Raw genomic sequence first — 23409 nt, forward strand, 5'->3', positions numbered from 1 at the left:
GAGACTAACAGCTAATGAATGTCCACTGGCAATCAGTCAAAGAATACGAAGACATACTTTACTTTAAATGGGATGGCATCGCCAAAATAGTAATTAATCGACCTCATAAACGTAATGCTTTTCGTCCACAAACTGTATTTGAACTATACGATGCTTTTTGTGATGCACGGGAAGATAAAAAAATCGGTGTCATACTACTAACTGGTGCAGGACCTCATACAGATGGGAAATATGCCTTTTGTGCTGGGGGGGACCAATCTGTTAGGGGTAAAGGGGGATATGTTGACGATGCAGGAGTACCCCGATTGAATGTTTTAGACTTACAGAAGTTGATTCGTAGTATTCCGAAAGTGGTCATTGCTTTAGTTGCTGGTTATGCCATTGGTGGAGGTCATGTTTTACACTTAATTTGTGACCTTACCATTGCCGCAGATAATGCTATTTTTGGACAAACAGGGCCGAAAGTTGGTAGTTTTGATGGTGGCTTTGGTGCGAGTTATTTAGCGAGAATTGTGGGACAGAAAAAAGCCCGTGAAATTTGGTTTTTGTGTCGGCAATATAACGCCCAACAGGCTTTAGATATGGGCTTAGTAAATACAGTCGTTTCTGTGGAAGAATTGGAAACGGAAGGAATAAACTGGGCAATGGAGATATTAGAAAAAAGTCCTATCGCCATACGTTGCTTGAAAGCCGCTTTTAATGCAGACTGTGATGGCCAAGCTGGACTACAGGAGTTAGCAGGAAATGCCACTTTACTTTATTATATGACAGAAGAAGGTGCAGAAGGTAAACAGGCTTTCTTGGAAAAACGTCCTCCTAATTTCCGTGATTACCCTTGGCTTCCATAATTAATTATATATTCTAAATATTATATTGATGATGATAGATAATAGCCAATTAGACTTAATTTTAGGAATTATTGCCCTTGTAATTGTTATTGCTGGTTTAGTGATGTTGTTTCAAGGGGTTAATACAATGAATAAATAATCAAATAAGTTGATGAGAATAGTTGACTATCTTATTCATGGAATCAGAAGACTAAAATACTCTCGTTTTTGATAATAAATACTGGAAAAATGACACCAAAAGTTCCACCGAAATTTACAGCATTGTGTTATCAGATAAATAACTGTAAAATAATTATTCTTACTCCCTTTTTTTCTCAATATGGTTATCAATTAGATTTCAAATTGCTGTAAATAAAATTAAACTAATTAGAAACAATTTCTTCTGTGGAATTAACATTACTTTCCGTCACCTTGTTAGATTCAATAGTAAAATTCACTTGAGGAGTTGCACATCCTAAAGAAAATGATTTTTCCAGTAAGGCAATATCTGGTAAAGGTTGCCAATTATTATCAAAAACGGGGGATGCAAAATGGCATGATTTCCAGTGAGCTTTCACCGAAACTCCTAGCTGAGAACACATTCCCCCCCGTCTCCCTTCTGGAGAGTAGAATCGACAGTATCGACAAGCTGAAGTACATTGGTTATTATGTGTCATCTTTTTAAGGTAAAATTTATCGGTTGTTTTTATCTTTACCTTATTATTACCTACTTGGGATCAAGGCGTTTTGAGCTAAAAACCAGTTATATTCAAGATCAACTTGTATTTTTATTCAGTTTACGTTTTAGATTTATTTAACTATTGCTTAACATATCTCAACCTTTTCTTGACAGTTAATTAAGTTAAATTAACTTTAACAAAAAACCTTAAAATATTATTATTATGCTTAATCTTTTTAAACCATTTTATCCGCTTTTTTTTGCTAGTTTAAAGGGAAATCCAGAGTCTGCTCACAATCAAGCCCTTCATATTCTTCATAACATTCAGTCTCAACGAGATAAAACTTGGGGGAGATGGATTATTCAACAATTAGAAAATTCTTTTTGCGTTAATTATCCTCATCTTTCTCAGTCTCTCTGGAATTTTAATTTTGCTCATCCTTTAGGTTTGGCTCCTGGATTTGATAAAAATGCTCAGGGGGCGGGAATTTGGTCTAGTTTTGGCTTTAGTTTTGCTGAGTTGGGGGCTGTTACTTACCATAGTCAGGAGGGTAATCCTAAGCCTCGAATGTTTCGTTTACCTGCGGATAAGGCTTTATTAAATCGTATGGGGGCAAATAATCAAGGAGCAGAGGCGATCGCACTTAGATTACAAGAAACGTGGCAAAAACAAGAAAGAACTATTCCCATTGGGATAAATCTGTGTAAATCGAAGATAACAGAGTTAAATGACGCAAAAGAAGACTATTTAAAAAGTTTTCAGGTTTTAAAAGCTCATGCTGACTATTTTGTGATCAATGTAAGTTCTCCTAATACGCCGGGATTGCGATCGCTTCAAGGGGGTGAACAATTAGAGCCAATTTTAGATACTTTACAAAGCCATAATCAGGGTGAAAAACCAATTTTAGTCAAAATTGCGCCAGACTTAGAAAATGAGCAAATCAGGTCAATTATCAAGGTATCTCAGCAATATCAACTTTCAGGATTAATTGCAACTAATACAACCATCAAAAAAGAGGGATTACATACAAAAATACTAAATGAAACAGGAAAGCCAATCACCGAAGAAGCAGGGGGAATCAGTGGTTTACCCTTAAGACAACGTTCAACCGAAGTAATTCGCTTTATTTATCGAGAAACAGAGGGAAAATTACCCATTATCGGAGTGGGAGGAATTTTTGACACCGAATCCGCTTGGGAAAAAATCACTGCCGGGGCTACTTTACTACAATTCTATAGTGGTTGGGTTTATCAAGGTCCTTGGATTGTACCCGATATTTTACAGGGATTAAGCCAAAAGCTAGAAGAAAACAATTTAGATAATTTATCTCAAGCAGTTGGCATAGGAGTAAATAATTACTAATAAATCAGGAGTCACAAGTTAGGGTTTTGGAATGTTAGGGGAAATTAATTCAACAATGTTGCCCTTTGCCTTATCTGAATTACTCATTAAATTTATGACCATTATTTGGCTGGCTTCTATTTTAGACTATCTTATAGGCGATCCGAAAAATTGGTTTCATCCTGTGCAGTTGATAGGTTGGATAATCGAAAAATCGGTTAATTTCGTCATTCACCAAACTGAGAATAAAACCGTTAGGAAAATAGCAGGAGTTATTTTGGGCTTAGTTTTGGTTTTGGGTAGTGGGGTAATTACTTGGTTAATTATCTATTTACTATCAAGAGTTAATTTTTGGTTAGGGTTTGTCTTTCAAGTTATTTTATTAGCTAGTTGTTTTGCAGGTAGAAGCCTATCAGATGCGGCGGAAGATGTTTTATCGGCTTTAAAAGAGAATAATTTATCCGAGGCTAGACATCGTCTCAGTTTTTATGTGGGTAGGGATACAGATAATTTATCCACTGAAGAAATTTATCGGGCAGTGTTAGAAACCGTGTCAGAAAATGCTACTGATGGAGTTACTGCACCCTTATTTTATGCTTTGTTGGGAAGTTTTATTCCTATAGTTGGTTGTGTACCAAGTGCGATCGCATATAAAACATTAAGCACCTTAGACTCAATGATAGGTTATAAAAGAGAACCATATCAAGATATAGGTTGGTTTAGCGCAAAATGGGAAGATTATATAACATGGTTGCCTTGTCGTTTAACGGTGTTAACCTTAGGCTTGATTTCTTTAAATCCTATTTATAACATTAAAGAATGTCGAAAATATGCCATACAAGACCCTAGCCCTAATTCTGGTTGGAGTGAAGGCATTTATGCTGTTATTTTGAAGGTGCAATTGGGAGGTGAAAATAGTTATCAGGGGGTAAAAAAGTTTAAACCCTTGTTGGGAAAACCTGAAAGGGAAATTGATGAAACAGTAATTAAAAAGGCTTTATTTTTAACTCGTTTTTGTTTTTTGTTATGGTTATTATTAGGAGTTTTAATATTTTCTATAACATATTTATCTCTAAGCTAAAACGCATTAAACTTTCCTTTTTTATTAATTTTAAAAACTAACTCAAACCTTTACTTGTTAACTTTTCCCTATCTTCATCATTCCATTTTTAGCTAGATGCAAGATCTGAGATTGAGAGATATGTACGAAAAAATAGATAAACTGATTGTATCTTGAACAAAGATAGCGCCATATTCTCAAAATATTAATTAATGAGTAAAGCAGATAGAATTTTAGCAAAAATGAAACTCAATCCTCACGATTGGCGGATTGAAAATGTGAAAACTGTAGCACAAACTTATGGTATAGAATGGAGACAAAAAAGCACTTTTCATGTGGTTTTTATTAGAAGTGATGGAAAAACATTATCAATACCTGCACATCGTCCAATTAAGCCAATTTATATAAAAAAGTTCAATATAAAAAAGTTCATCAATTTTGTAGAGAATTAGAGTTATGAATAATTTGAAATACGGTTTGGATGCTTTACAAGAAACAATTAATACTTTAAAAAGTACTGGTTTTCCTATTCCTAAACCTTTTAGTGGTAGAAAAAATAATGATAATTTTTTTCAAAAAATACCTGAAAATTTATACCAACGTTTAGAAACATTGGCACAGAAAGAGAAGATAAGTATAAATAGTTTATCTAAGTAGATCCAATAAAAGAAAAGAAAGTTCGTAGTTACCCCTTTAGGGGTTTCAAACGTTCTTGAAACAACCGAGGGCTTCAGCCCTTACTACTAGCTGAACCTATTTTACGTTTAATTAAGTGGGGCTACTTAATTAATTCATTGTTAGAAGAAAGTTTGACTAAAAAGGAAACTAAGATTGCTTCTTAATTTTGTGAATAGTTAACTTCATAATTCATGTCCCAATGTCATTGTCTCGGTAAAATGAGGCATAAATTTTTTGAACTTACTTAAGCCATTTAACTATTCTTAAAACGATAGTGACTAACTTATAAAAGCTAATTGCAAATTTCTAATTAATAATTCCTCATTAAAGATATATGGGTAACAAATCAAATAGCAATTCTTTTTCTCAAGCATTTACGGGGATTTGGCAAACAATTCAGGCACAAGTACATTTTCCCGTGCTTAAGGCAAATGCAAAAGTACCCTCTATTTATGTTAAAAATGGTCAAGAAAAAAGACCTCAAGTATATCCTTTATTAGGAGATCGCTATATCATAGGACGTAGTAGTAAAAATTGTGATATTGTCATCCGCAGTCCGATTATTAGTCAAACTCACTGCGTGATTGAAAGAGATGAAAATAATCCTCTACAGTTTATTATTAAGGACTTAAATTCTACTAACGGGGTATATTGTGGTGGCAAGCGTTATCAATCCCTTAATCTTTTCCATAATGATCTTATCACTTTAGGACCTCCAGAATTAGCAGAAGCGATCGAAATTCGTTACGATAAATCCCCTGCTAACTGGGTGTTATTTGCTCGTTATGGTTTACTTAGCACCAGTGTGGGCTTATTGTTAATATTGGGTTTTATGGTTTTACAGTGGAGCCAATACCAAGTTCATCCTATTCCTGATCATACAGGAGGTTCAACGGTAGTTTATGCAGAAGATGGTAAAACTTTACTTTCCCCCCGTATCGAATCCCCCCATCGAGAATTAGAAAGCCTCAAAGAATTTTCTCCTTACTTACCCCAAGCCTTACTTGCTTCTGAAGATAGTCGTTATTATTGGCATTTTGGAGTTGATCCTCTTGGTATTATTCGAGCAGTATTGGTAAATCAAGAAGGGGGAAGACAAGGTGCAAGTACTATTACTCAACAATTAGCCCGAAGTTTATATCCAGCAGTGGGTAGGGAAAATAATTTGGCAAGAAAATGGCGAGAAATGGTTGTAGCCACCAAATTAGAAGCGATTTACAGCAAAGACACTATTCTCAAAACCTATATGAATCGGGTGTATTTGGGTATCAATTTATATGGCTTTGAAGATGCGGCACAATTTTATTTTGATAAGTCAGCAAGAGAATTAGACATCAATGAGTCAGCTACTCTAGTGGCAATTTTACCCGCTCCTAATGCCTATAATCCCGTGCAAGACTACGATACTGCCGTTAATTTACGCAATCGTGTCATTGCCAGAATGGAGAATTTGGGTATGATCAGTAATGAAGAAGCATCCCAAGCAAGGCGATCGCGCATTGAAATTAGTCCTAAAGCTAGACAGACTTTATCTCAAGTAATTGCCCCTTATTATTATAGTTACGTTTTCCAAGAAATGAGAGAATTATTAGGGGATGACCTCACCCAAGAGGGTGATTTTATCATTGAAACCAGTTTAAATCCCAAAATTCAAACTATTGCCGAAGAAAGCCTCAAAAATCATATTGATAGCAACGGTAAATCCCATAATTTTTCCCAAGGTGCGATCGCATCTTTAAATAGTAAAAATGGAGAAATAATTGCCTTAGTGGGGGGAAAAGACTTCAACGAAAGCCAGTTTAATCGAGCAACAATGGCCCAAAGACAACCGGGGTCAACTTTTAAGGTATTTGCTTATTCAGCCGCCCTAGAGAGCGGTATAAGTGCCTCTAAAACCTATTCTTGCGCGCCATTGCTATGGCAAGGATTTCAATATAAAGCCTGTGAAAGAACAGGGGGAGCGACAAACATGACTCAAGCCCTAGCTCAATCAGAAAATTCTGTAGCTTTGAGAGTAGCGAAAGATGTGGGTTTATCTTCAGTGGTGAATATGGCAAAAAAGTTAGGGGTTGAATCTCCCTTAAATCCAGTGCCGGGGCTAATATTAGGACAGAGTGAAGTTAACCTTTTAGAAATTACGGGGGCTTATACCGCTTTTGCTAATCAGGGAATTTGGTCAAAACCCCATGCTATTAAAGTAATTCGGGATGGTAGAGATTGTGAAGATTTTGATAATCATACTACCTGTAGAGAAGTCTATCGTTTCAATGAAACTGGAGATGAGCAAAAACAGGCGATTAAAAAAACTACCGCCGAAACCATGAATAGAATGTTACAACAGGTCACAGTTTCAGGCACAGGTAGAACTGCTTATTTAGGCAAACAGGAGGCAGGGAAAACTGGTACAACGAATAAAGGGGTTGATTTGTGGTTTATTGGTTATGTGCCAAAAAATAATATTTTGACGGGAGTTTGGCTAGGTAATGATGATAATTCTCCTACCAACAGTAGTAGCTCTCAGGCGGCTTTATTATGGGGAAATTATATGAAAAAAATCCTATAAATCACCTGATTTCAATATAAAAATTGTCGGTGAAAGTCGGCAAGAGGCAAAGTTAAAAGGGCAAACACCCCCTTATCCCCCCTCAAGAGGGGGGATAAAGGGTGAATAGTTGATAATTAAAAACTCCTAACTCCTGTACGGGCGAATGGCCATTCGCCCCTAACTAACTCGTTTTCCCTGACACCTACCCTTATCCGATATTCTTAAACTGAACTGAGGTTATTTTAACGTGGTGTATTATGATCGCAAATTAATAAAGTACCTGCTGAAACACAAATAGGGATAGCAATTAAGTTAACGAAAGGAATACTTATTAAAGCTAAACAAATCAAACCAAAACCAGTAGTAAGAGGAAAACCTCCCCAAACAAATTTCAGTTTTTCTCGAAAAGATAGTCTTTTTCTTTCTAGGGTAGCATCAAAAAAATCTAAACAAATAATCGTTATGGTGATAGATAATCCGCCGATTAATGAGATTAAATTACCAAAAGCTGGAATAAAATTTAGTAAAAATAAAGGAATACTAAAAACGATAATGAATAATAGTTTTTTTAATTCAAATAAAATAGCCCTAAAAATTTCTCTAACAATATTAATTTCAATCAAATCTAAATTACCTTTTTTCAAAATTTCTATCTTTTCCGACAACTTTCCATAAAAATGAGAACCCAAAATACCCCCAAATTGTAAGATAACAAAACCAACTAAAATCAATAAAATTATGATAATTATTCCTTTTAAAAAAGATGCGATCGCACTTATTATATAGGTAAGAAACTCTAGCCATTGAGGGAGACTATCAATTAATTGATCAACTCTGAGAATAAGATTATTAGTAAAATTATCATAAAAATTTAAACTAGGATTGAGTAATAAAATATAAGAAATAATCCCGACTAAAATATTGATCAAAATAGGAATAATTAAATATTGCCATAAAGTTTTATTTTGCCAAATAATTTTAAGAGCTAAAAAAGGATAAAAAACTCCTGAAAAAAAGCCAAATCCTGTTACTATTGATCTACTCATAATTTTAATTAATATAGTCTTTGTTTATAATGGTTCTTCAGAGTGTGGTTATGATAAATTAATAAAAAATAACTTCCATAACCTTTATTGAATAGTGTTTATAGTTAAATAAAAACTAAAAGTTTATAAATTATTATTTAATAATCTCCTATTGCCTATTGCCTATTGCCTATTGCCTACTCTAACTAATAATTTACACGACGAGAAGTGATAGAACCTTTCTAATTGCTAATTACTAACTGCTAATTTCTAATTTTTAATGATGCTTTTTAAAAATGATATAAAAATCTATTCTCAATTAGAACAGGGAAAGAGATGGTTAAACAAATATATTAATTGTCTTCCTCTTTTCACTTGCACATTAGGGTTTACAAATACAGCTTTAATCGAAGGCATTTCCACCGCAGGGGCAACCGTTGACTCTCGCCGCTATACTGCTTTAGCTGATGCAGAATTTTTGGTAAAAGGTGTTCAAACAAAATCAATTTTTCCCTTACCCCCCCTAGATGTAGGAATCTCCCCCACTTTCATCAGTCGTGCGGTGGTAGAAAAATTTAATCTACCTGTAATTATATTCAATGCAGGGTTACTGCAATCTCCTTCCGTTGCCAATATTGACTTAGGAGGAAAAAGTGCTAATTGTGTTTCCACGGGAAAAGCCTTACCCCTAGATACTGTCAAACATCTCTATCAAGAAGGATTAAAATGGGGAAAAATCCTTGCCCAACAAGCAGAAGATAGCTATTTAATTCTGAGTGAGTGCGTAGTAGGAGGTACAACAACAGCTTTGGCGGTGTTAACTGCTTTAGGTATCGAAGCTCAAGATAAAGTTAATAGTAGCCATCCTGTATGTAATCATCAACAAAAATGGGAGATTGTCAGCCGAGGGTTAAAAAATAGTAACTATAATTTTAATGATCCCTTAGAAATTATCGCCGCAGTGGGTGATCCGATGCAAATAGTAGTAAGTGCGATCGCTCTTTCTGCTAGTACAACAGTGGGGGTAATGTTGGCAGGAGGCACACAAATGTTAGCTATCTATGCCCTAATCAAAGCCCTAAATCGTTACTATAACCTTGAAACCTGTTTAGACAATATTATCGTTGGTACAACTCGGTGGGTAGCCGAAGACACCACAGGAGACACCGTCGGATTAGCTCAATTAATCGGGGATGTGTCTGTTTGTGCAACACAATTGAATTTTAGTAATTCCCGTTTTCCCAGTTTGCAAGTTTATGAGCAAGGTTTTGTCAAAGAGGGAGTGGGAGCAGGAGGAAGTGCGATCGCATCTCATTTATTAGGTATGACAAAAGAAGAATTATTATCTGCCATAGAAAAGATTATTCTTCAGTTTTAAATCTAGCTAATTTCAGATTTCAGGCATTTAGCCCTAGTTATGATACTCGAGAAAAGAAATATTGAAAAATAAGGCTTTGAGATTCATAATCACCTGAATTTAATGAAAAAACTATTGAAAAACAAAGAGTTGAAACCTATCAATTAACAAAATTTCCTCACCCCCACCCATAATTTTATGTCTAATTTGGGTAATACCTTACTGTAAACGATAAAAATCATCATCTCTATGAGCCAAATCGTTACGAAATGCCAATAATTGTTCCTCCAAACAAGCAATACGGTAATAGGCGGCTGTTAACTGGGCGGTTAAACGATTAACCTGCTCTTCAGAAGATATGTTGACATTATCAGAAACAGAAGAGTAAGAACTAGAAAAAGAAGTTTGTAAAGAATTATCATCCACCAAAATATCTTTATGATTATTTAATAACTGGTGATGCTCGGAAGAAAAACCTTCTCTACCATTAAACGTAGAAGGTTGAAAAGAATCAGAAGAAGATTGATTTAAAAGATCCATTTGTTGAGAAGTTAGATTCGTTAAATCATTGTCTAAACTCATATGAGAATTATCTATTCCTTGCCATCCCACGTGTTCGGCTAATTGTTTCACCATTAAGTATATTTGGCCAATTCTCTTGTGAATTTTCTTCAAATCTTGTTGTTTATCAGTCATAAATAGAATATCTCGCAAAATTAAGGAAAATAGTTTATCTTTTCTTCTTTCTATGCTAAAGTCTGTTATAAAATTATCCTCAGTATTCCTGATTAATTTAAGATTTATCAACGGTATTTTGTTAACTATTGTAAAGATAAAAACATAAAAAAATACTTTAAAAAACAAGTTGAAAGTAGATTCGCTTATCGGTGAAATCAAGATCAAATTTTTATGCTTAGTCGTCGCTTATTTTTATTAGGTAGTGGAAGTGTTGCACTCTCTAGCGTTTTATCTGGTTGTGAAAGTGCCTCTGATTTATCCATTGCCATTTTAGAAGGTTCACTCCCTAACCAATTAATTACAAATATCAAACAAGAATCAGCAAAATTAGGTATTGTCAGACTAAAACCAGAATCTACCCTAGAAAAACTTTATCAGTCTCTATTGACTCAACAAGAAAAGACAATTAATAACCTTAATAATAATTCCCCAAAATCCACTCTCCAATTATCAATCATCGGCAATAATCAAAGGGAAATCAACAAACAAGATTTAACTACTTTAGGTAACTATTGGCTACCATTTGCCATTGAAAATGAATTAATAGATCCCCTAGACTTAAAAATATTAGAAAATTGGTCTAAATTATCTCCTCTATTCCAAAAGTTAGTTATCAGAAATAATCAGGGCAAATTAGATAATCAAGGTCAAATCTGGGGTGCACCTTACCGTTGGGGATATACTATGATTGCCTACCGAGAAGATAAATTGCAAAATTTAGGATGGCAACCCCAAGACTGGGAAGACTTATGGAAACCAGAAATAAAACACCGTTTTTCCCTTCTCAATCAACCGAGGGAAGTTATTGGTTTAGTGTTAAAAAAACTTGGTTATTCATACAATACAAAGAATCTTAAGCAAATTAATAACCTATTGCCGGAATTAAAAACCCTAAATCAACAAGTCAAATTTTATGATTCTCGTAACTATTTGCAACCTCTGATTTTAGGCGACACATGGTTAGCTGTGGGATGGTCAACGGATATAATTCCCTTAATAGAAAGATACCATAACATTAAAGCAGTAATTCCTCTTTCTGGCACTTCTCTATGGGCAGATATATGGGTAAAACCTCGTAATCAATCATCGGAGTTGGAAAAAATTTATAATTGGATTGATTTTTGTTGGCAGTCAAAATCTGCACGGCAAATTAGTTTATTTAGTAGTGGAATTTCTCCTGTAGAAACAAATTTCTCGGAAACTAATCGTCAAATACCCTTAATGTCTCCCGAAGTTTTAGCAAAAAGCGAATTTATTGAGCCTCTCGAAAGTCAGTTTTTTGCAGAATATGAACAAATATGGACTCAACTATAAATAAAAACAAAAATCGGGATGTGATAAAATTCAAAAATCAGGAATAGACCTCTTACAAAATAAAAATTAGAGAATTATTATGACTCTACTTGGCAATATTATTTGGTTAATCTTTGGCGGTTTTGTGAGTGGATTGGGCTATATTATTGGTGGCTTAAGTCTTTGTTTAACAATTATCGGTATCCCTTTCGGTTTACAAACTATCAAAATTGGCATAGCTACTTTAACTCCTTTTGGTAAAATTAATGTCGTTGCTGAAGATTCTAGTAATCTTTTGACTATGATTTTTAATGTTATTTGGGTAATTTTATTTGGTTGGGAAATTGCTCTTTCTCATCTTGTTCATGGTTTAATTTTGGCTATTACTATTATTGGCATTCCTTTTGCTCAACAACATTTTAAGTTAATCCCAATTGCTTTGTTTCCTTTTGGCAGAAATTTGCAAGATGTTAACTAATTAAAAATTAATCATTTTTATTGATCATCTCTTTCTTATTTCACTTCTCAATCTAACTTTATAACCTCTTAAATTTATTGCTCAAAAAATGCGTATATTAATTAGTAATGATGATGGTATTTTTGCCAAGGGAATTAGAACATTAGCAAATGCGATCGCATCCTGTGATCATGAAGTAGTAGTTGTAGCACCAGATAGAGAAAGATCAGCTACAGGACATGGTTTAACGCTCCATCAACCCATTCGTGCAGACATAATCGAAGGAATTTTTCACGAAAAAGTAACAGCATGGTCGTGTTCTGGCACACCATCAGACTGTGTAAAATTAGCGTTAAGTGCCATTTTAAAAGATAATCCCCCCGATTTTGTTCTTTCAGGAATAAATCAAGGCTCAAACTTAGGAACAGATATATTGTACTCAGGAACAGTGTCTGCCGCCATGGAGGGTACAATGGAAGGAATTACAAGCATTGCCTTTAGTTTAGCTAGTTTTACCATCAAGGAATTTCAACCCGCCGCCAATTACGCTCTAAAGTTAATCCAACAGTTAATTGAAAATCCATTACCCGAAGCAACCTTATTAAACGTGAATATTCCCCCCGTTTCCGAGCCAGAAATCAAAGGAGTCAAAATCACTCGTCAGGGTATCAGACGCTATACAGAGAATTTTCAACAAAGATTTGACCCCAGAGGAAAAAGTTATTATTGGTTAGCCGGGGAAGTAGTAGAAGAAATTGAACAACCTGAACATATTTACTTGCCTCCAGATTTACCCACCGATGTTCAAGCAAACAAAGATAACTATATTACCATTACACCCTTGCAATATAACTTAACAGATGTGGTTACAGTTCAACGACTAGAACAAAAATTAGATCTCTCCATAAATTATTTTTCGTTGGCTCGTAGTAAGGGCTTCAGCCCTTAAAATGTCTATTATTGGAGATGTCTATTGATCATTCATAACTAGCTTCTCCAAACAAATCCTCACAAAAGCTATTAAGAAATATTAAAAATTAGCAATAATAATTCTAATACCACCGAATAATCTTGACTGTTCAGAAAAAAAATGATAAATTCTGAGCTAACAAACAGGCTATATATAAAATTTTTATCATCCCATGAATTTACCGTCATCTGCCTTTCATCAACACAAAAAAGAGGATGTGAGTGATTATGTAGCTCATTTACAAATACACATGAGTCTGCAATCCCGTAATCTTTTACCCCAAATAGACCAAGTAAAAGATAGTCGTGATAACTTGTTATATCAAACTCAAGCCAATATTGAAAAGCTCACCTCTCGTGAGTTAATTTAACCTCAGTTCGTTTTAAAAATATCGGATAAGGGTAGTAGGTTTCAGGTTTCAGGTTTCAGGTATTAGGGTTTTAGAGGGAAATTTCTTTTTTATATTAACTCTGAACTCCGAACTCCGTTCACGACTGAAAGGAGTGTAAGAGCGCTCGAGCGTTCTCTCCGAACTCAAATTATTGCCCCTTGCCCTGTTCCTTTTGAGATTTTAAAGATATTAGTCTGTATTTAGGGTATAATGTTAGTTTGTATAAATATTATTTGTATTTAAGTAGTTTTATTCGGAGGTTTAATTGGAAACCACTATAGAAAATCAATTAGAAACAAACATTGAAGGTCGTTTCGTGCTTAAGGTCGTTTGGTTAGATAAAAATGTTGCCTTAGCTGTAGATTATGTTATTAGTAAAGGTATCAGTCCTTTAACTCCTTACTATTTCTGGCCTCGTACCGATGCTTGGCAAGAATTAAAAGATGAATTAGACACAAAAACTTGGATTACTGAAACTGAGAAAATTGAATTATTAAACCAAGCAACAGAAGTCATTAATTTTTGGCAGGAAAACGCTGGAAAAACTACCATGTTTCAAGCTCAAGAGAAGTTTCCCGCAGTGGTATTTTCTGGTACAAACTAGGATAAACTCTGGAAGGGGGATGAAATCATAAAAAAATAGAAACTTTGATTCATCCTACTTCTGCCTTGATAAGATAAATATCGGCAGAAGGCATCATTTCCGACGAGATAAGATAATATGACAAAAATCATTGCCTATTTAGGACCAGAAGGTACATACTCAGAAGTAGCGACACTTTACTATTCCCGACTCCTCAAAGAAATTCATAGCATTGAATCTGAGTTAATTCCTATACCTAGTATTTCTCAAACTTTGCATGCCTTAGCACAAGGAAAAGCAGATATAGCAGTGGTGCCGATAGAAAACTCCATTGAAGGCACTGTCGCTATTACTCTCGATACTTTATGGCAATTGGACGGCTTATATATTCGTAAAGGTTTAACTATCCCGATTATACATAATTTGCTTTCTCGTGGTCGTTCTTTAAAAGGGATAAAAACAATATATTCTCATCCTCAAGCATTAGCGCAATGTCAGAAATGGTTAGAAAAAAATCTTCCCCAAGCTCGTTTAATTCCCACTAATTCCACGACAGAGGCTTTACACCACTTAAATCAAGAGCCTACCGCTGGTGCTATTTCTTCTTCTCGTGCGGCACAACTATACGATTTACCGATCAAAGCTAAAAATATTAACGATTATCCTGATAATTGTACCCGTTTTTGGGTTGTCGATCGCATCGGAAAAACAAGAGGAAATCATGTGTCGGTTGGCTTTGCTTTTGAAGCCAATATTCCGGGGGTGTTGGTAAAACCATTAGAAATTTTTGCCCAGAAACAAATTAATTTGACAAAGATAGAATCTCGCCCTACTAAGCGCTGTTTGGGAGAATATCTTTTTTTCCTTGATTTACAAGGAGATAGCGACGGAAAACCTATTCAAGAAGCCTTAAAAGAGTTAGAAAAAGTGACAAAAACCGTAAAAATCCTTGGTAGCTACGATGTTGAAAAAGTTGACCTCAATCAATTATACTCAGAGAGATCATAACTTAATTATTACTTATTTATGATATCGAGTCAGAATAGATCGTTTCTTTTATGCTTAATCAATAAATGGTCAATTTTCCCTCAGCGACACCACTTTTTCCGCAACCTCTAATTATGTTAAATTATATGAAGTTATTTTAAATGTTTTCTCAAAACCATGAATTTTGAAATACCCGAAGCAGTGAAAACTTGGTCTCAATTTGGACACCCCGTTATGATGTGGGTGTTATTTGCTATGGCAATTTATGCGTTATATCTTGGCATTAAGGTCAAAAAAACCCGTCAAGCTAGTAAAGAAGAAAGAAAAGAATTAATCAAAGGTAATTTTGCCAATCGTCATCATAAAGTCGGTTCAATTTTTATGGCATTGGTGGTATTAGGCACGGTAGGGGGAATGGCTGTCACTTACATTAACAATGGTAAATTATTTGTAGGTCCTCATTTACTAGCGGGTTTAGGTATGATGGCAATGGTGGCGGTGTCTGTTTCTCTTGTACCTTATATGCAGAAAGGTAATGATTTTGCTAGATTCACCCATGTTGGCTTAAATATGAGTATGTTATTAATTTTTGGTTGGCAAGCGGTGACTGGTATGCAAATTGTACAGAAAATTATTAGCAATCTCTAATTAACAATTAACAATTAACAATTAGTAATTAGTAATTAACTAAAGCCTAAAACCAATATTCTTAGGTTGAACTTAGGTCGTGTGAAAGTTTTTGATTTAGGCTAGACATTTGTATGAGAAAAGTGTTGAAAATAATCAAATTATCAATTTTTGATTTGTAATGAACAATATTGAAAAAGAAAAAATATATTGGTTAGCTTGGTCAAAAATAAAAGGTATTGGGGCGGTTTCTTTAAAAAGAATTTATGATTATTTTGGCAGTGTTGAATTAGCGTGGAAGATAAATGAATCAGAATTGTTAAAAATAGAAGGAATAGGAAAAAAATTAGTTAATAAAATCAAAGAAGAAAAGGGAAAAATAAATCCAGAGCAACTATACATAAAACATAAAGAGAAAAATCCTCAATTTATCACTCCTTTTGAAAGAAAATATCCACAATTATTATTAGAAATTCCTAGTCCTCCTCCCGTTTTATATTATCAAGGAGAAATCGATATTTCTGAAAATCAAGGTTTAACGCCTCTTATCGGCATTGTTGGCACGAGAAAGCCAACTGAACACGGTAAAAGATGGACTTACAATATTAGTAAGGTATTAGCACAAAATGGCTTTACTATTGTCTCTGGATTAGCAGAAGGAATAGATACGATAGCTCATCGTGGTTGCCTAGATGGAGGAGGAAGAACCATCGCAGTTTTAGGAAATGGACTTGATCGGGTGTATCCTAGCAATAATAAACAATTAATGGCAGAAATTGCAGAAAAAGGACTTATTTTAACTGAATATGACTATGGAAGTCTCCCTGAAAGGGGTAATTTCCCCGCTCGAAATCGGATTGTGGCGGGTTTATGTCGTGCGATATTGGTGATGGAAGCACCGGAAAAGTCGGGTGCGTTAATTACTGCCCACTATGCCACGGAATTTAACCGAGATGTTTATACTTTACCAAACACTCCTGATAATATTCAAGCAAGGGGGTGTCTGCGTTTAATTCATAATGGAGCGGAGGTAATCATTACTGAAAAAGAATTATTATCTAGTTTAGGCGCGATTCCTGACTTAAATTCTCCTCAACAATTATCCCTTTTTGCTGAAACTTCTTCTCCTCCTACTTTACTCGAAACCCCAAAACCCAATTTATCAGAGCCTTTGAGTATAGTATATGATGCGATCGCATCTTCACCTACTCCCTTTGATGTTATCGTCAACCAATCGAATTTAACTTCGGCGGAAGTATCGGGCATTTTATTACAGTTAGAATTAGAAGGATTAGTTACCCAATTACCCGGCATGATGTATAAAAAATAGGGTGTTGGAGAATTGAAAAGAGTTAGGAATGAGGAGTTTTTAATTATCAACTATTCACCCCATTACTAAATTGCTAATTAACCTGAGTTTTGGATAAGCTGAAAGCATTATTTTCTCCCTTTCCCCTCATCACCTCATCCCCCCATCCCCTAACACCTTAACACCTGCAACCTGACACCTGACACCTGACACCTAACCTTATCGGATATTCTTAAACCGAACTGAGATTAATTATTAATGAGTTGAGAAAACAAAGATTTTAAATATTTTTTAACCTAATCTCATATAATAAAAATTCTAATTAAAATTTAATTATTTGCTATTATGTGGTTTTTTCATTGGGAAATTAATATTGCTATTATTACTGGTAGTTTTTTATGGTGTTTAGCCTTATATCTGGGATTTGCTCAATTAAGAGAAATGGTGATTGATGGTTTATATCGTTGGTTTAATTTTGCTGAACGTTTCCTTTATACTTCTGAAGCAGAATTTGAGCGGACTCGGAAAGGTAGAGAATCTCAAAATGCTTTTTTAGCTTCTTTGATGAGTGTTATTCCTTTTCTTATTTTGGGACTTTTATGTAATTGGTTAGTAGAGATAGGTTTAGGGAGAAATTGGTCAATTAGTGTCGGAATTTTAGCTGTTATTTGTTGTGCTGTTTACGATTTAGGAAGACGGGATTCTAATTAGTTAATATGAAATTATATGAGCAAACTATTGCTATTTTTCAAAGAATTTTACAGGAATTATTAAAGAGAAAAAGAAATTTAATTTTTTGGTCAGTTTTTCCTTTAACAATTCTCGTTTTAAACAGTTATATTATTGCGGAAAGAGCTAAAATTGATGTGAGTTTGGCAATGAAAATATCTGCCCCTCCGAGTTTGATGGGGGCGGCTTTATTTTTTAGTTGTTTAGGGGGGACTATTGCCACTATTGTAGGAGAAAGAGAACAAAAAACTCTCATTCGTCTATTTATTTCACCCCTGATGGGAATTGCTTATTTTTTAGGCATTTTATTAGCTCATAGTGCGATCGCATTTTGTCAAGCTATTCTGATTTATGGATTACTTTTCTTGTTAGGAAAACCCATCGAAGGCTCTTTTTTCTTGGGCTTAATTATCATTATTTTGAGTATAATTAGTTATGTAGGAGTAGGTTTTATTTTTGGTACTCAATTAGCAAAAAGAACCGAGGATGTTAACTCTATTGTAGCGACTTTTGGAGTGCCTTTATTAATTTTAGGAGGTACTTTTTTCCCCAGTTCTTTATTTCCTGAAAAAATGAAACAATTAGCTCAGTTTAATCCTATTTTTCATATGAATGAGGCTCTAATTCAAATATGGGGAAAAGGAGCATTATTTAGTGATATTAAAATTCATTTTTGGTTTTTATTTGTATTCTCTTTTATTGTTATTTTATTAGGTTGGTGGTGTTATGAAAAAATGCTTAAATCCGAAACGGTTTTATAGTTTCAATATTAACTGATGCCACAAAAAATCTATTTAAAATCAGTTTATCTCAATTAAAAGCCAATTAAAAGCACTTTTTTCTGTTTCCCTTCTCTCTTTTTTAGGGAAGATATAGAGGGGTTTCCCCTTTTCCCTACCTTAACCGACAATTTTATCTCTAACTTAGGTGGTAATAGATGATTGCCAAATTTTCCAAGCACCGATACAAAGGGTTATGTTGCCGATAACAGTCGTTAAAGCCTGAATGGTTACTAACCATTGCCAAGATTCTGCATTGTCAAATAGATGCCATGTACAAGCACACATAGCACTAATTAGGGCTGGTAACATACCATATGCTAACCAATACCAACTGCGATCGCCACTTACTTCTCCATAACGCCATACAAACCAAATTGCCGCTATCCATTCAATAACACTGGAAACATGAACTATCCATGTGGGAATTGAGAGAGAGTGCATCACAATAAATCCTCTAAATGACTATAAACTACTGAAGAATGTAAATATTTGTAAAATATAGAGATTGACTTAATATTAGTGGACAATAATCATGACCAGTAAAGTGCAACCAAAACTTATTATACATGGCGGAGCAGGAAGTTCATTAAAGGGTGAGGGGGGATTAACAGCAATACGAGAATCTCTTTATGGTATCGTCACACAGGTTTATAATTTGTTGTTAGAGGGAAAAAGCGCCACAGAAGCAGTTATCAAAGGTTGTCAGCTATTGGAGGATAACCCTCGTTTTAATGCGGGTACGGGTTCTGTATTACAATCTGATGGACAAATTAGAATGAGTGCGGCTTTAATGGATGGAGAAAAGCAAAGATTTAGCGGTGTAATTAATGTTTCTAAAGTCAAAAATCCGATTAATTTAGCAAATATCCTTCAAAATAAAGAAGACAGAGTTTTATCAGATTACGGGAGTGCAGAATTACTCAGAGAATTACAGTTACCTATTTATGATCCTTTAACCGACTTACGTTTGCAAGAGTGGATAGAAGAAAGAAAAAATAATTTTACAAGGAAAATGGCAGGAGTGGTAGCAGAAGTTAGCCCGAATGCTCGTAGGGGTACTATTGGAGTGGTAGCATTAGATCAATATGGTAGGATAAGTGCGGGTACTTCGACAGGTGGGAAAGGTTTAGAAAAGGTGGGAAGAGTTAGCGATTCGGCTATGCCTGCGGGTAATTATGCCAATAGTTATGCAGGGGTGAGTTGCACGGGTATTGGAGAAGATATTATCGATGAGTGTTTAGCGGCAAAAATTGTTATTCGTGTTACTGATGGCTTGTCTTTAAACGAAGCAATGGAAAAATCCATGAAAGAGGCTTGGGAAAATAAAAGAGACTTAGGTGCGATCGCAATTTCTCGTACAGGTAATATAGTATTGGGAAAAACCAGCGAAATATTACTTGCCGCCTATCATGATGGAGAAAAAATGAGTGATTGTTTAGAATGGAAGGGAGAAAAATTAGTCATTAGTAATTAGTGATTAGTTATTTACGGCATTTACAAGGTGGCGGAGACGCTTCGTCACACAGCCTCTTAAGAATAGGTTTCTCTCTAAAACCTTAACTTCTGACTTCTGATACCTTTTTTATTTAACCAGAAACCGATGAGTGAAAAAAAAATCTCAGTCTTAATACCCGATTTATCCCTTCACGGTACAACAAGGGGTTATACTATTTCTCAAGGGTTACAAAAATTAGGTTATCAGGTAAACATTTATGGTTTCCTTTTTGGGGGTGAAATTTATCCTTCTCCTCCCTATGGTTTGTCTATCACTTATTTTCATGGTAAACCTTTACCCTCTTTGGTAAAAACGATGTTTGATTTGAGTGGGGAAATTGACGGAGATATTCTATATGTTATTAAACCGCAATTAAGTAGTTTTGGAGTGGGTTTGATAAAAGCATGGCGAGGAAAAAAGCCTTTAATTCTTGATTTAGATGATTGGGAAATGGGAGAATGGGGCGGAGATGATTGGCAATATCAAGGGCAGATTTTCCATGATGTTTTTAGTCAAGATAGTGATTTGAGAAAACCCGGGCATCCTCTTTATTTGAAATGGCTAGAAAAGGCAATGAATCGTGTGGGCGGTATTACGGTTAGTAGTAAGTTTCTCGAATACCGTTATGGTGGCACTTATTTACCTAATGTTAGAGATACTCAAGTATTTAACCCTGACAATTTCAATGGAGAGGAATTGAGAGAAAAATATGGCTTAAATAACTATAAACTCTTGATGGTAACAAGCACTTGTAAAGCAGGGCAGGGCATAGAAGATATATTAACAGCCTTAGATCAATTAAATAATCCTCAGCTAAGATTAATTTTAGTGGGAGGAAATCCAGAAAATAAAGATTACTATCAACAGCTACAGGAAAAATGGGGGAAATGGATAATTACTATACAACCTCAATCTTTTGACCAAATTCAAAATGCGATCGCACTTTCCCACATAATGATGATAACCCCCCATAATCTTCCAGCAAATATTGCTAAATGCCCCTTAGAATTGATTGAGGCAATGGCAATGGCAAAACCAATAATCGCCACGAAAGTAGGAGAAATTCCCCATATTTTGAGCGATACAGGCTACTTAATCAATCCTCAATCCCCCGCAGAAATTGCACAACAAATAAGTCTTCTTTTCAGTGACTATGAAGAGGCAAAACAAAGAGGCAAACTAGCTCGTCAGAGATGCGAAAATTATTACAGTATCAACAACCTTACCCATACCTTAGCACAGGTATTAAGTTTTATATAACATTGAAGCACCATGCCTAATCAACAATGACATTTAAACCAAAAAACCTCATCAATGGTTTTGAGATTAGAAAAATAGGCAATCCTTTTGTCTTACTTATCTTTGCCCTACTATACTATGCTATTTCCCTGTTATGTCGTTGGTTAGCATCGACTCCTGATTCCGTTACCCCTGTTTGGTTTCCCGATGGCTTTGCCGTTGCTTTTGTCTATTTATGGGGTTATAAAGTTTTACCCAGTGTTTTTTTAGGTTCATTTTTAGCTAATTTTTGGGCGTTTTCTAATCTTAATAATTTCTGGTCTGTCATATCCTATACTATCGCTATTAGTATTATGGCATTAGGCACAATGTTTGGTACTGGTGTTTCTGCTTACTATCTTCGCCATTCTAATAGTAAAGAATCCCCGTTGCAAAATCTACAAAGAGTAGGAAAGTTTATCTTTTTTTCTGCTTTATTAGCACCAATATTAAACGCAACTTTTGGTATTAGTATTTTATTATTACAAGGGAAAATTAGTTCAGATTTAATTATTTTTTCGTGGTTTACGTGGTGGATTTCTAACATTACAGCAATTTTGCTCATAACTCCTTTATTTTTTACTTGGAAAGACTGGCTATATTTTAATAAAATTAAAAATTTTACTTCTTTTAAAAGAAAATTAAATAGTTTGATTTATAATGATATTAATAATGCTAAAGAGTTAATATTTTTTATTTCTATAACTGTTATTTTTGTTTATTTTACTTTTGATTATTCATTACATTTAAAATATTTTTTATTGCTTCCTTTGGTCTGGTGTACTTTTAGATTTAAGGCTTTAATTGCCAACCATTTTAATGCGTTAATTTCAATTTTATGTATAAATAAAACCATTATTAATATCTCTATTTTAGATGGTACTAATAAAGAACAAGTCCTCGTTGATTTACAAATTTTTATTACCGTAATGGCTTGCGTTAATTTACTCATTATTGCTTTACTGCACGAAAGAGATAAAACCCTGCAAGAATTAAAATTATCTAGGAATTATTTGATTGAAAAAAATATTGAATTAGAGAAAACTAAGCAAGAAGCAGAGGTTGCGAACCTAGCAAAAAGTAACTTTCTCACCAATATGAGCCATGAATTAAGAACACCTTTAAATATTATTCTAGGAACAACACAAATATTTGATAACATAACAGCTTTAACGGAAAAACAAAGACATGATTTAAGGCTAATTCACGAATCAGGAGAACATTTATTAACATTAATTAATGACATTTTAGACTTATCAAAAATCGAAGCAGGAAAACTATTTTTGGAGGAAAAAGTAGTAAATTTTAAAGATTTTCTCCTGTTACTAGAAGGAATGTTTGAAGTAGCGGCACAAAAGAAAAAGTTAGATTTTATTATTGAACACAGTCACTTTTTACCTGTTACTATCAAAATAGATGAAAAAAGATTAAGACAAATACTAATTAATATTTTAGGAAATGCTGTTAAATTTACTCCTCAAGGAAAAATTATTTTTAAAACTATTGCCATTCCACTCTCAGAAAATAAAGTTGAATTAAATTTTGTTGTTGAGGATACTGGCTTAGGTATTCCTTCAGACAAATTAGAAAAAATTTTCATAGCATTTGAGCAGGTAGAGTCAACTCGTTTACATTCTCAAGGTACAGGTTTAGGATTAGCCATCAGTCAGAAATTGATTCAAATGATGAAGGGGAAAATCGAAGTTAAAAGCACCTTAAATCAGGGCAGTATTTTTTCTATTACCCTAGAAGTTATAGCAGAAAAAAATGAGATTCTCAAAACTGATGAAAATATTTATTTACGGCCCTTTAACCTTGAGCAATTTACAAAGAATATAAAAATTTTATTAGCAGAAGATAATCTTGTCATTCAGAAAATAACTGTAAAAATTTTGTCAAAATTAGGTTATAAAATAGATTTAGTGAACAACGGGCAGGAAGTATTAGATAGATTAAATGAGATAAAATATGAGATAATTTTTATGGATGTGCAAATGCCAATTTTAGACGGAATAACTGCTACTCAAAAAATACGAGAGAAACATACAATAAAACAACCACCCTATATTATTGCTATGACGGCAAATGCTATGGAAGGGGATAAAGAAAAATGTTTAGCAGTGGGAATGAATGATTATATTTCTAAGCCAGTAAAAATAGAGGATATTTGCAATGCCCTGAAAAGTTATTATCAATGGCGAGGTTAAAATGATGAAAAAATAAATACTAAGAAGTTCATGTTAAATCAAGAATTAAG

General features: G+C 34.3%; 25 protein-coding genes. 21 read left to right on the plus strand and 4 right to left on the minus strand.

What is annotated here, in order from left to right; all coding sequences use genetic code 11:
• Positions 1 to 14: 14 nt before the first annotated feature.
• Both menB and CYAN10605_RS18795 read left to right on the plus strand, forming a co-directional pair.
• Positions 15 to 848 carry a 1,4-dihydroxy-2-naphthoyl-CoA synthase gene (menB, locus tag CYAN10605_RS06665; RefSeq protein ID WP_015219176.1) on the plus strand — a complete coding sequence of 278 codons (834 nt, stop codon included), beginning with the start codon at positions 15 to 17 and terminating at the stop codon, positions 846 to 848.
• 28 nt (positions 849 to 876) lie between these two features.
• Positions 877 to 987: a hypothetical protein gene (locus tag CYAN10605_RS18795; RefSeq protein WP_015219177.1), complete on the plus strand. Its 111-nt coding sequence runs from the start codon at positions 877 to 879 to the stop codon at positions 985 to 987.
• A 223-nt stretch (positions 988 to 1210) separates the two neighbouring features.
• On the opposite strand, the gene CYAN10605_RS06670 is transcribed toward CYAN10605_RS18795, so the two are convergent.
• The gene (locus CYAN10605_RS06670; protein ID WP_015219178.1) at positions 1211 to 1504 is read right to left on the minus strand and encodes a hypothetical protein; all 294 of its coding nucleotides are present in this window, start codon (positions 1502 to 1504) and stop codon (positions 1211 to 1213) included.
• 225 nt (positions 1505 to 1729) lie between these two features.
• Here CYAN10605_RS06670 and CYAN10605_RS06675 point away from each other — a divergent pair, with 225 nt between their 5' ends.
• From CYAN10605_RS06675 to CYAN10605_RS06695, 5 genes are all read left to right on the plus strand, one after another.
• Positions 1730 to 2869, plus strand: a complete 1140-nt coding sequence (locus tag CYAN10605_RS06675) for a quinone-dependent dihydroorotate dehydrogenase (protein ID WP_015219179.1) — start codon at positions 1730 to 1732, stop codon at positions 2867 to 2869.
• Between the two features lie 94 nt (positions 2870 to 2963).
• Positions 2964 to 3929: an adenosylcobinamide-phosphate synthase CbiB gene (gene cbiB / locus CYAN10605_RS06680; protein ID WP_041922720.1), complete on the plus strand. Its 966-nt coding sequence runs from the start codon at positions 2964 to 2966 to the stop codon at positions 3927 to 3929.
• 191 nt (positions 3930 to 4120) lie between these two features.
• Positions 4121 to 4360: a hypothetical protein gene (locus CYAN10605_RS06685; RefSeq protein WP_015219181.1), complete on the plus strand. Its 240-nt coding sequence runs from the start codon at positions 4121 to 4123 to the stop codon at positions 4358 to 4360.
• 4 nt (positions 4361 to 4364) lie between these two features.
• Complete coding sequence (locus CYAN10605_RS06690) at positions 4365 to 4565, plus strand: hypothetical protein (RefSeq protein ID WP_041922441.1); 201 nt, start codon at positions 4365 to 4367, stop codon at positions 4563 to 4565.
• A 355-nt stretch (positions 4566 to 4920) separates the two neighbouring features.
• Positions 4921 to 7149 (plus strand): PBP1A family penicillin-binding protein, encoded by a 2229-nt coding sequence (locus tag CYAN10605_RS06695; protein ID WP_015219182.1) that lies wholly within the window; start codon positions 4921 to 4923, stop codon positions 7147 to 7149.
• A gap of 224 nt (positions 7150 to 7373) precedes the next feature.
• Here CYAN10605_RS06695 and CYAN10605_RS06700 read toward each other — a convergent pair whose 3' ends face one another.
• Positions 7374 to 8177 carry an EI24 domain-containing protein gene (locus CYAN10605_RS06700; protein ID WP_015219183.1) on the minus strand — a complete coding sequence of 268 codons (804 nt, stop codon included), beginning with the start codon at positions 8175 to 8177 and terminating at the stop codon, positions 7374 to 7376.
• Positions 8178 to 8436: 259 nt separating this feature from the next.
• On the opposite strand from CYAN10605_RS06700, the gene cobT reads away from it, so the two are divergent.
• Positions 8437 to 9534, plus strand: a complete 1098-nt coding sequence (cobT, locus tag CYAN10605_RS06705; RefSeq protein WP_015219184.1) for a nicotinate mononucleotide-dependent phosphoribosyltransferase CobT — start codon at positions 8437 to 8439, stop codon at positions 9532 to 9534.
• 198 nt (positions 9535 to 9732) lie between these two features.
• On the opposite strand, the gene CYAN10605_RS17805 is transcribed toward cobT, so the two are convergent.
• Positions 9733 to 10209: a hypothetical protein gene (locus tag CYAN10605_RS17805; RefSeq protein WP_015219185.1), complete on the minus strand. Its 477-nt coding sequence runs from the start codon at positions 10207 to 10209 to the stop codon at positions 9733 to 9735.
• A 213-nt stretch (positions 10210 to 10422) separates the two neighbouring features.
• Here CYAN10605_RS17805 and CYAN10605_RS06715 point away from each other — a divergent pair, with 213 nt between their 5' ends.
• From CYAN10605_RS06715 to CYAN10605_RS06760, 10 genes are all read left to right on the plus strand, one after another.
• A complete protein-coding gene (locus CYAN10605_RS06715) occupies positions 10423 to 11565 on the plus strand; it encodes an extracellular solute-binding protein (RefSeq protein WP_015219186.1) in 1143 nt (380 codons plus the stop codon).
• Positions 11566 to 11644: 79 nt separating this feature from the next.
• The gene (locus tag CYAN10605_RS06720) at positions 11645 to 12022 is read left to right on the plus strand and encodes a YccF domain-containing protein (protein ID WP_015219187.1); all 378 of its coding nucleotides are present in this window, start codon (positions 11645 to 11647) and stop codon (positions 12020 to 12022) included.
• An 88-nt stretch (positions 12023 to 12110) separates the two neighbouring features.
• The gene (surE, locus tag CYAN10605_RS06725) at positions 12111 to 12950 is read left to right on the plus strand and encodes a 5'/3'-nucleotidase SurE (protein WP_015219188.1); all 840 of its coding nucleotides are present in this window, start codon (positions 12111 to 12113) and stop codon (positions 12948 to 12950) included.
• 193 nt (positions 12951 to 13143) lie between these two features.
• Positions 13144 to 13341 carry a hypothetical protein gene (locus CYAN10605_RS06730; protein WP_015219189.1) on the plus strand — a complete coding sequence of 66 codons (198 nt, stop codon included), beginning with the start codon at positions 13144 to 13146 and terminating at the stop codon, positions 13339 to 13341.
• A 286-nt stretch (positions 13342 to 13627) separates the two neighbouring features.
• The gene (locus CYAN10605_RS06735; protein ID WP_015219190.1) at positions 13628 to 13966 is read left to right on the plus strand and encodes a 30S ribosomal protein PSRP-3; all 339 of its coding nucleotides are present in this window, start codon (positions 13628 to 13630) and stop codon (positions 13964 to 13966) included.
• A gap of 117 nt (positions 13967 to 14083) precedes the next feature.
• A complete protein-coding gene (pheA, locus tag CYAN10605_RS06740) occupies positions 14084 to 14953 on the plus strand; it encodes a prephenate dehydratase (protein ID WP_015219191.1) in 870 nt (289 codons plus the stop codon).
• 156 nt (positions 14954 to 15109) lie between these two features.
• A complete protein-coding gene (locus CYAN10605_RS06745; RefSeq protein ID WP_015219192.1) occupies positions 15110 to 15580 on the plus strand; it encodes a DUF4079 domain-containing protein in 471 nt (156 codons plus the stop codon).
• 169 nt (positions 15581 to 15749) lie between these two features.
• On the plus strand, positions 15750 to 16889 hold the full coding sequence (gene dprA / locus CYAN10605_RS06750; protein WP_041922723.1) for a DNA-processing protein DprA: 1140 nt from the start codon (positions 15750 to 15752) through the stop codon (positions 16887 to 16889).
• Positions 16890 to 17213: 324 nt separating this feature from the next.
• Positions 17214 to 17579, plus strand: coding sequence for a hypothetical protein (locus tag CYAN10605_RS06755; RefSeq protein ID WP_015219194.1), 366 nt, complete (start codon positions 17214 to 17216; stop codon positions 17577 to 17579).
• A gap of 5 nt (positions 17580 to 17584) precedes the next feature.
• On the plus strand, positions 17585 to 18358 hold the full coding sequence (locus CYAN10605_RS06760) for an ABC transporter permease (protein ID WP_015219195.1): 774 nt from the start codon (positions 17585 to 17587) through the stop codon (positions 18356 to 18358).
• 162 nt (positions 18359 to 18520) lie between these two features.
• On the opposite strand, the gene CYAN10605_RS06765 is transcribed toward CYAN10605_RS06760, so the two are convergent.
• On the minus strand, positions 18521 to 18820 hold the full coding sequence (locus tag CYAN10605_RS06765) for a DUF2499 domain-containing protein (protein WP_015219196.1): 300 nt from the start codon (positions 18818 to 18820) through the stop codon (positions 18521 to 18523).
• Between the two features lie 91 nt (positions 18821 to 18911).
• Here CYAN10605_RS06765 and CYAN10605_RS06770 point away from each other — a divergent pair, with 91 nt between their 5' ends.
• From CYAN10605_RS06770 to CYAN10605_RS06780, 3 genes are all read left to right on the plus strand, one after another.
• On the plus strand, positions 18912 to 19853 hold the full coding sequence (locus CYAN10605_RS06770) for an isoaspartyl peptidase/L-asparaginase (protein ID WP_015219197.1): 942 nt from the start codon (positions 18912 to 18914) through the stop codon (positions 19851 to 19853).
• A gap of 126 nt (positions 19854 to 19979) precedes the next feature.
• Complete coding sequence (locus tag CYAN10605_RS06775; protein WP_015219198.1) at positions 19980 to 21134, plus strand: glycosyltransferase; 1155 nt, start codon at positions 19980 to 19982, stop codon at positions 21132 to 21134.
• A gap of 26 nt (positions 21135 to 21160) precedes the next feature.
• Positions 21161 to 23359 carry an MASE1 domain-containing protein gene (locus CYAN10605_RS06780; RefSeq protein ID WP_015219199.1) on the plus strand — a complete coding sequence of 733 codons (2199 nt, stop codon included), beginning with the start codon at positions 21161 to 21163 and terminating at the stop codon, positions 23357 to 23359.
• Positions 23360 to 23409: the final 50 nt, after the last annotated feature.

Source organism: Cyanobacterium aponinum PCC 10605, assembly GCF_000317675.1.
GTDB lineage: Bacteria > Cyanobacteriota > Cyanobacteriia > Cyanobacteriales > Cyanobacteriaceae > PCC-10605.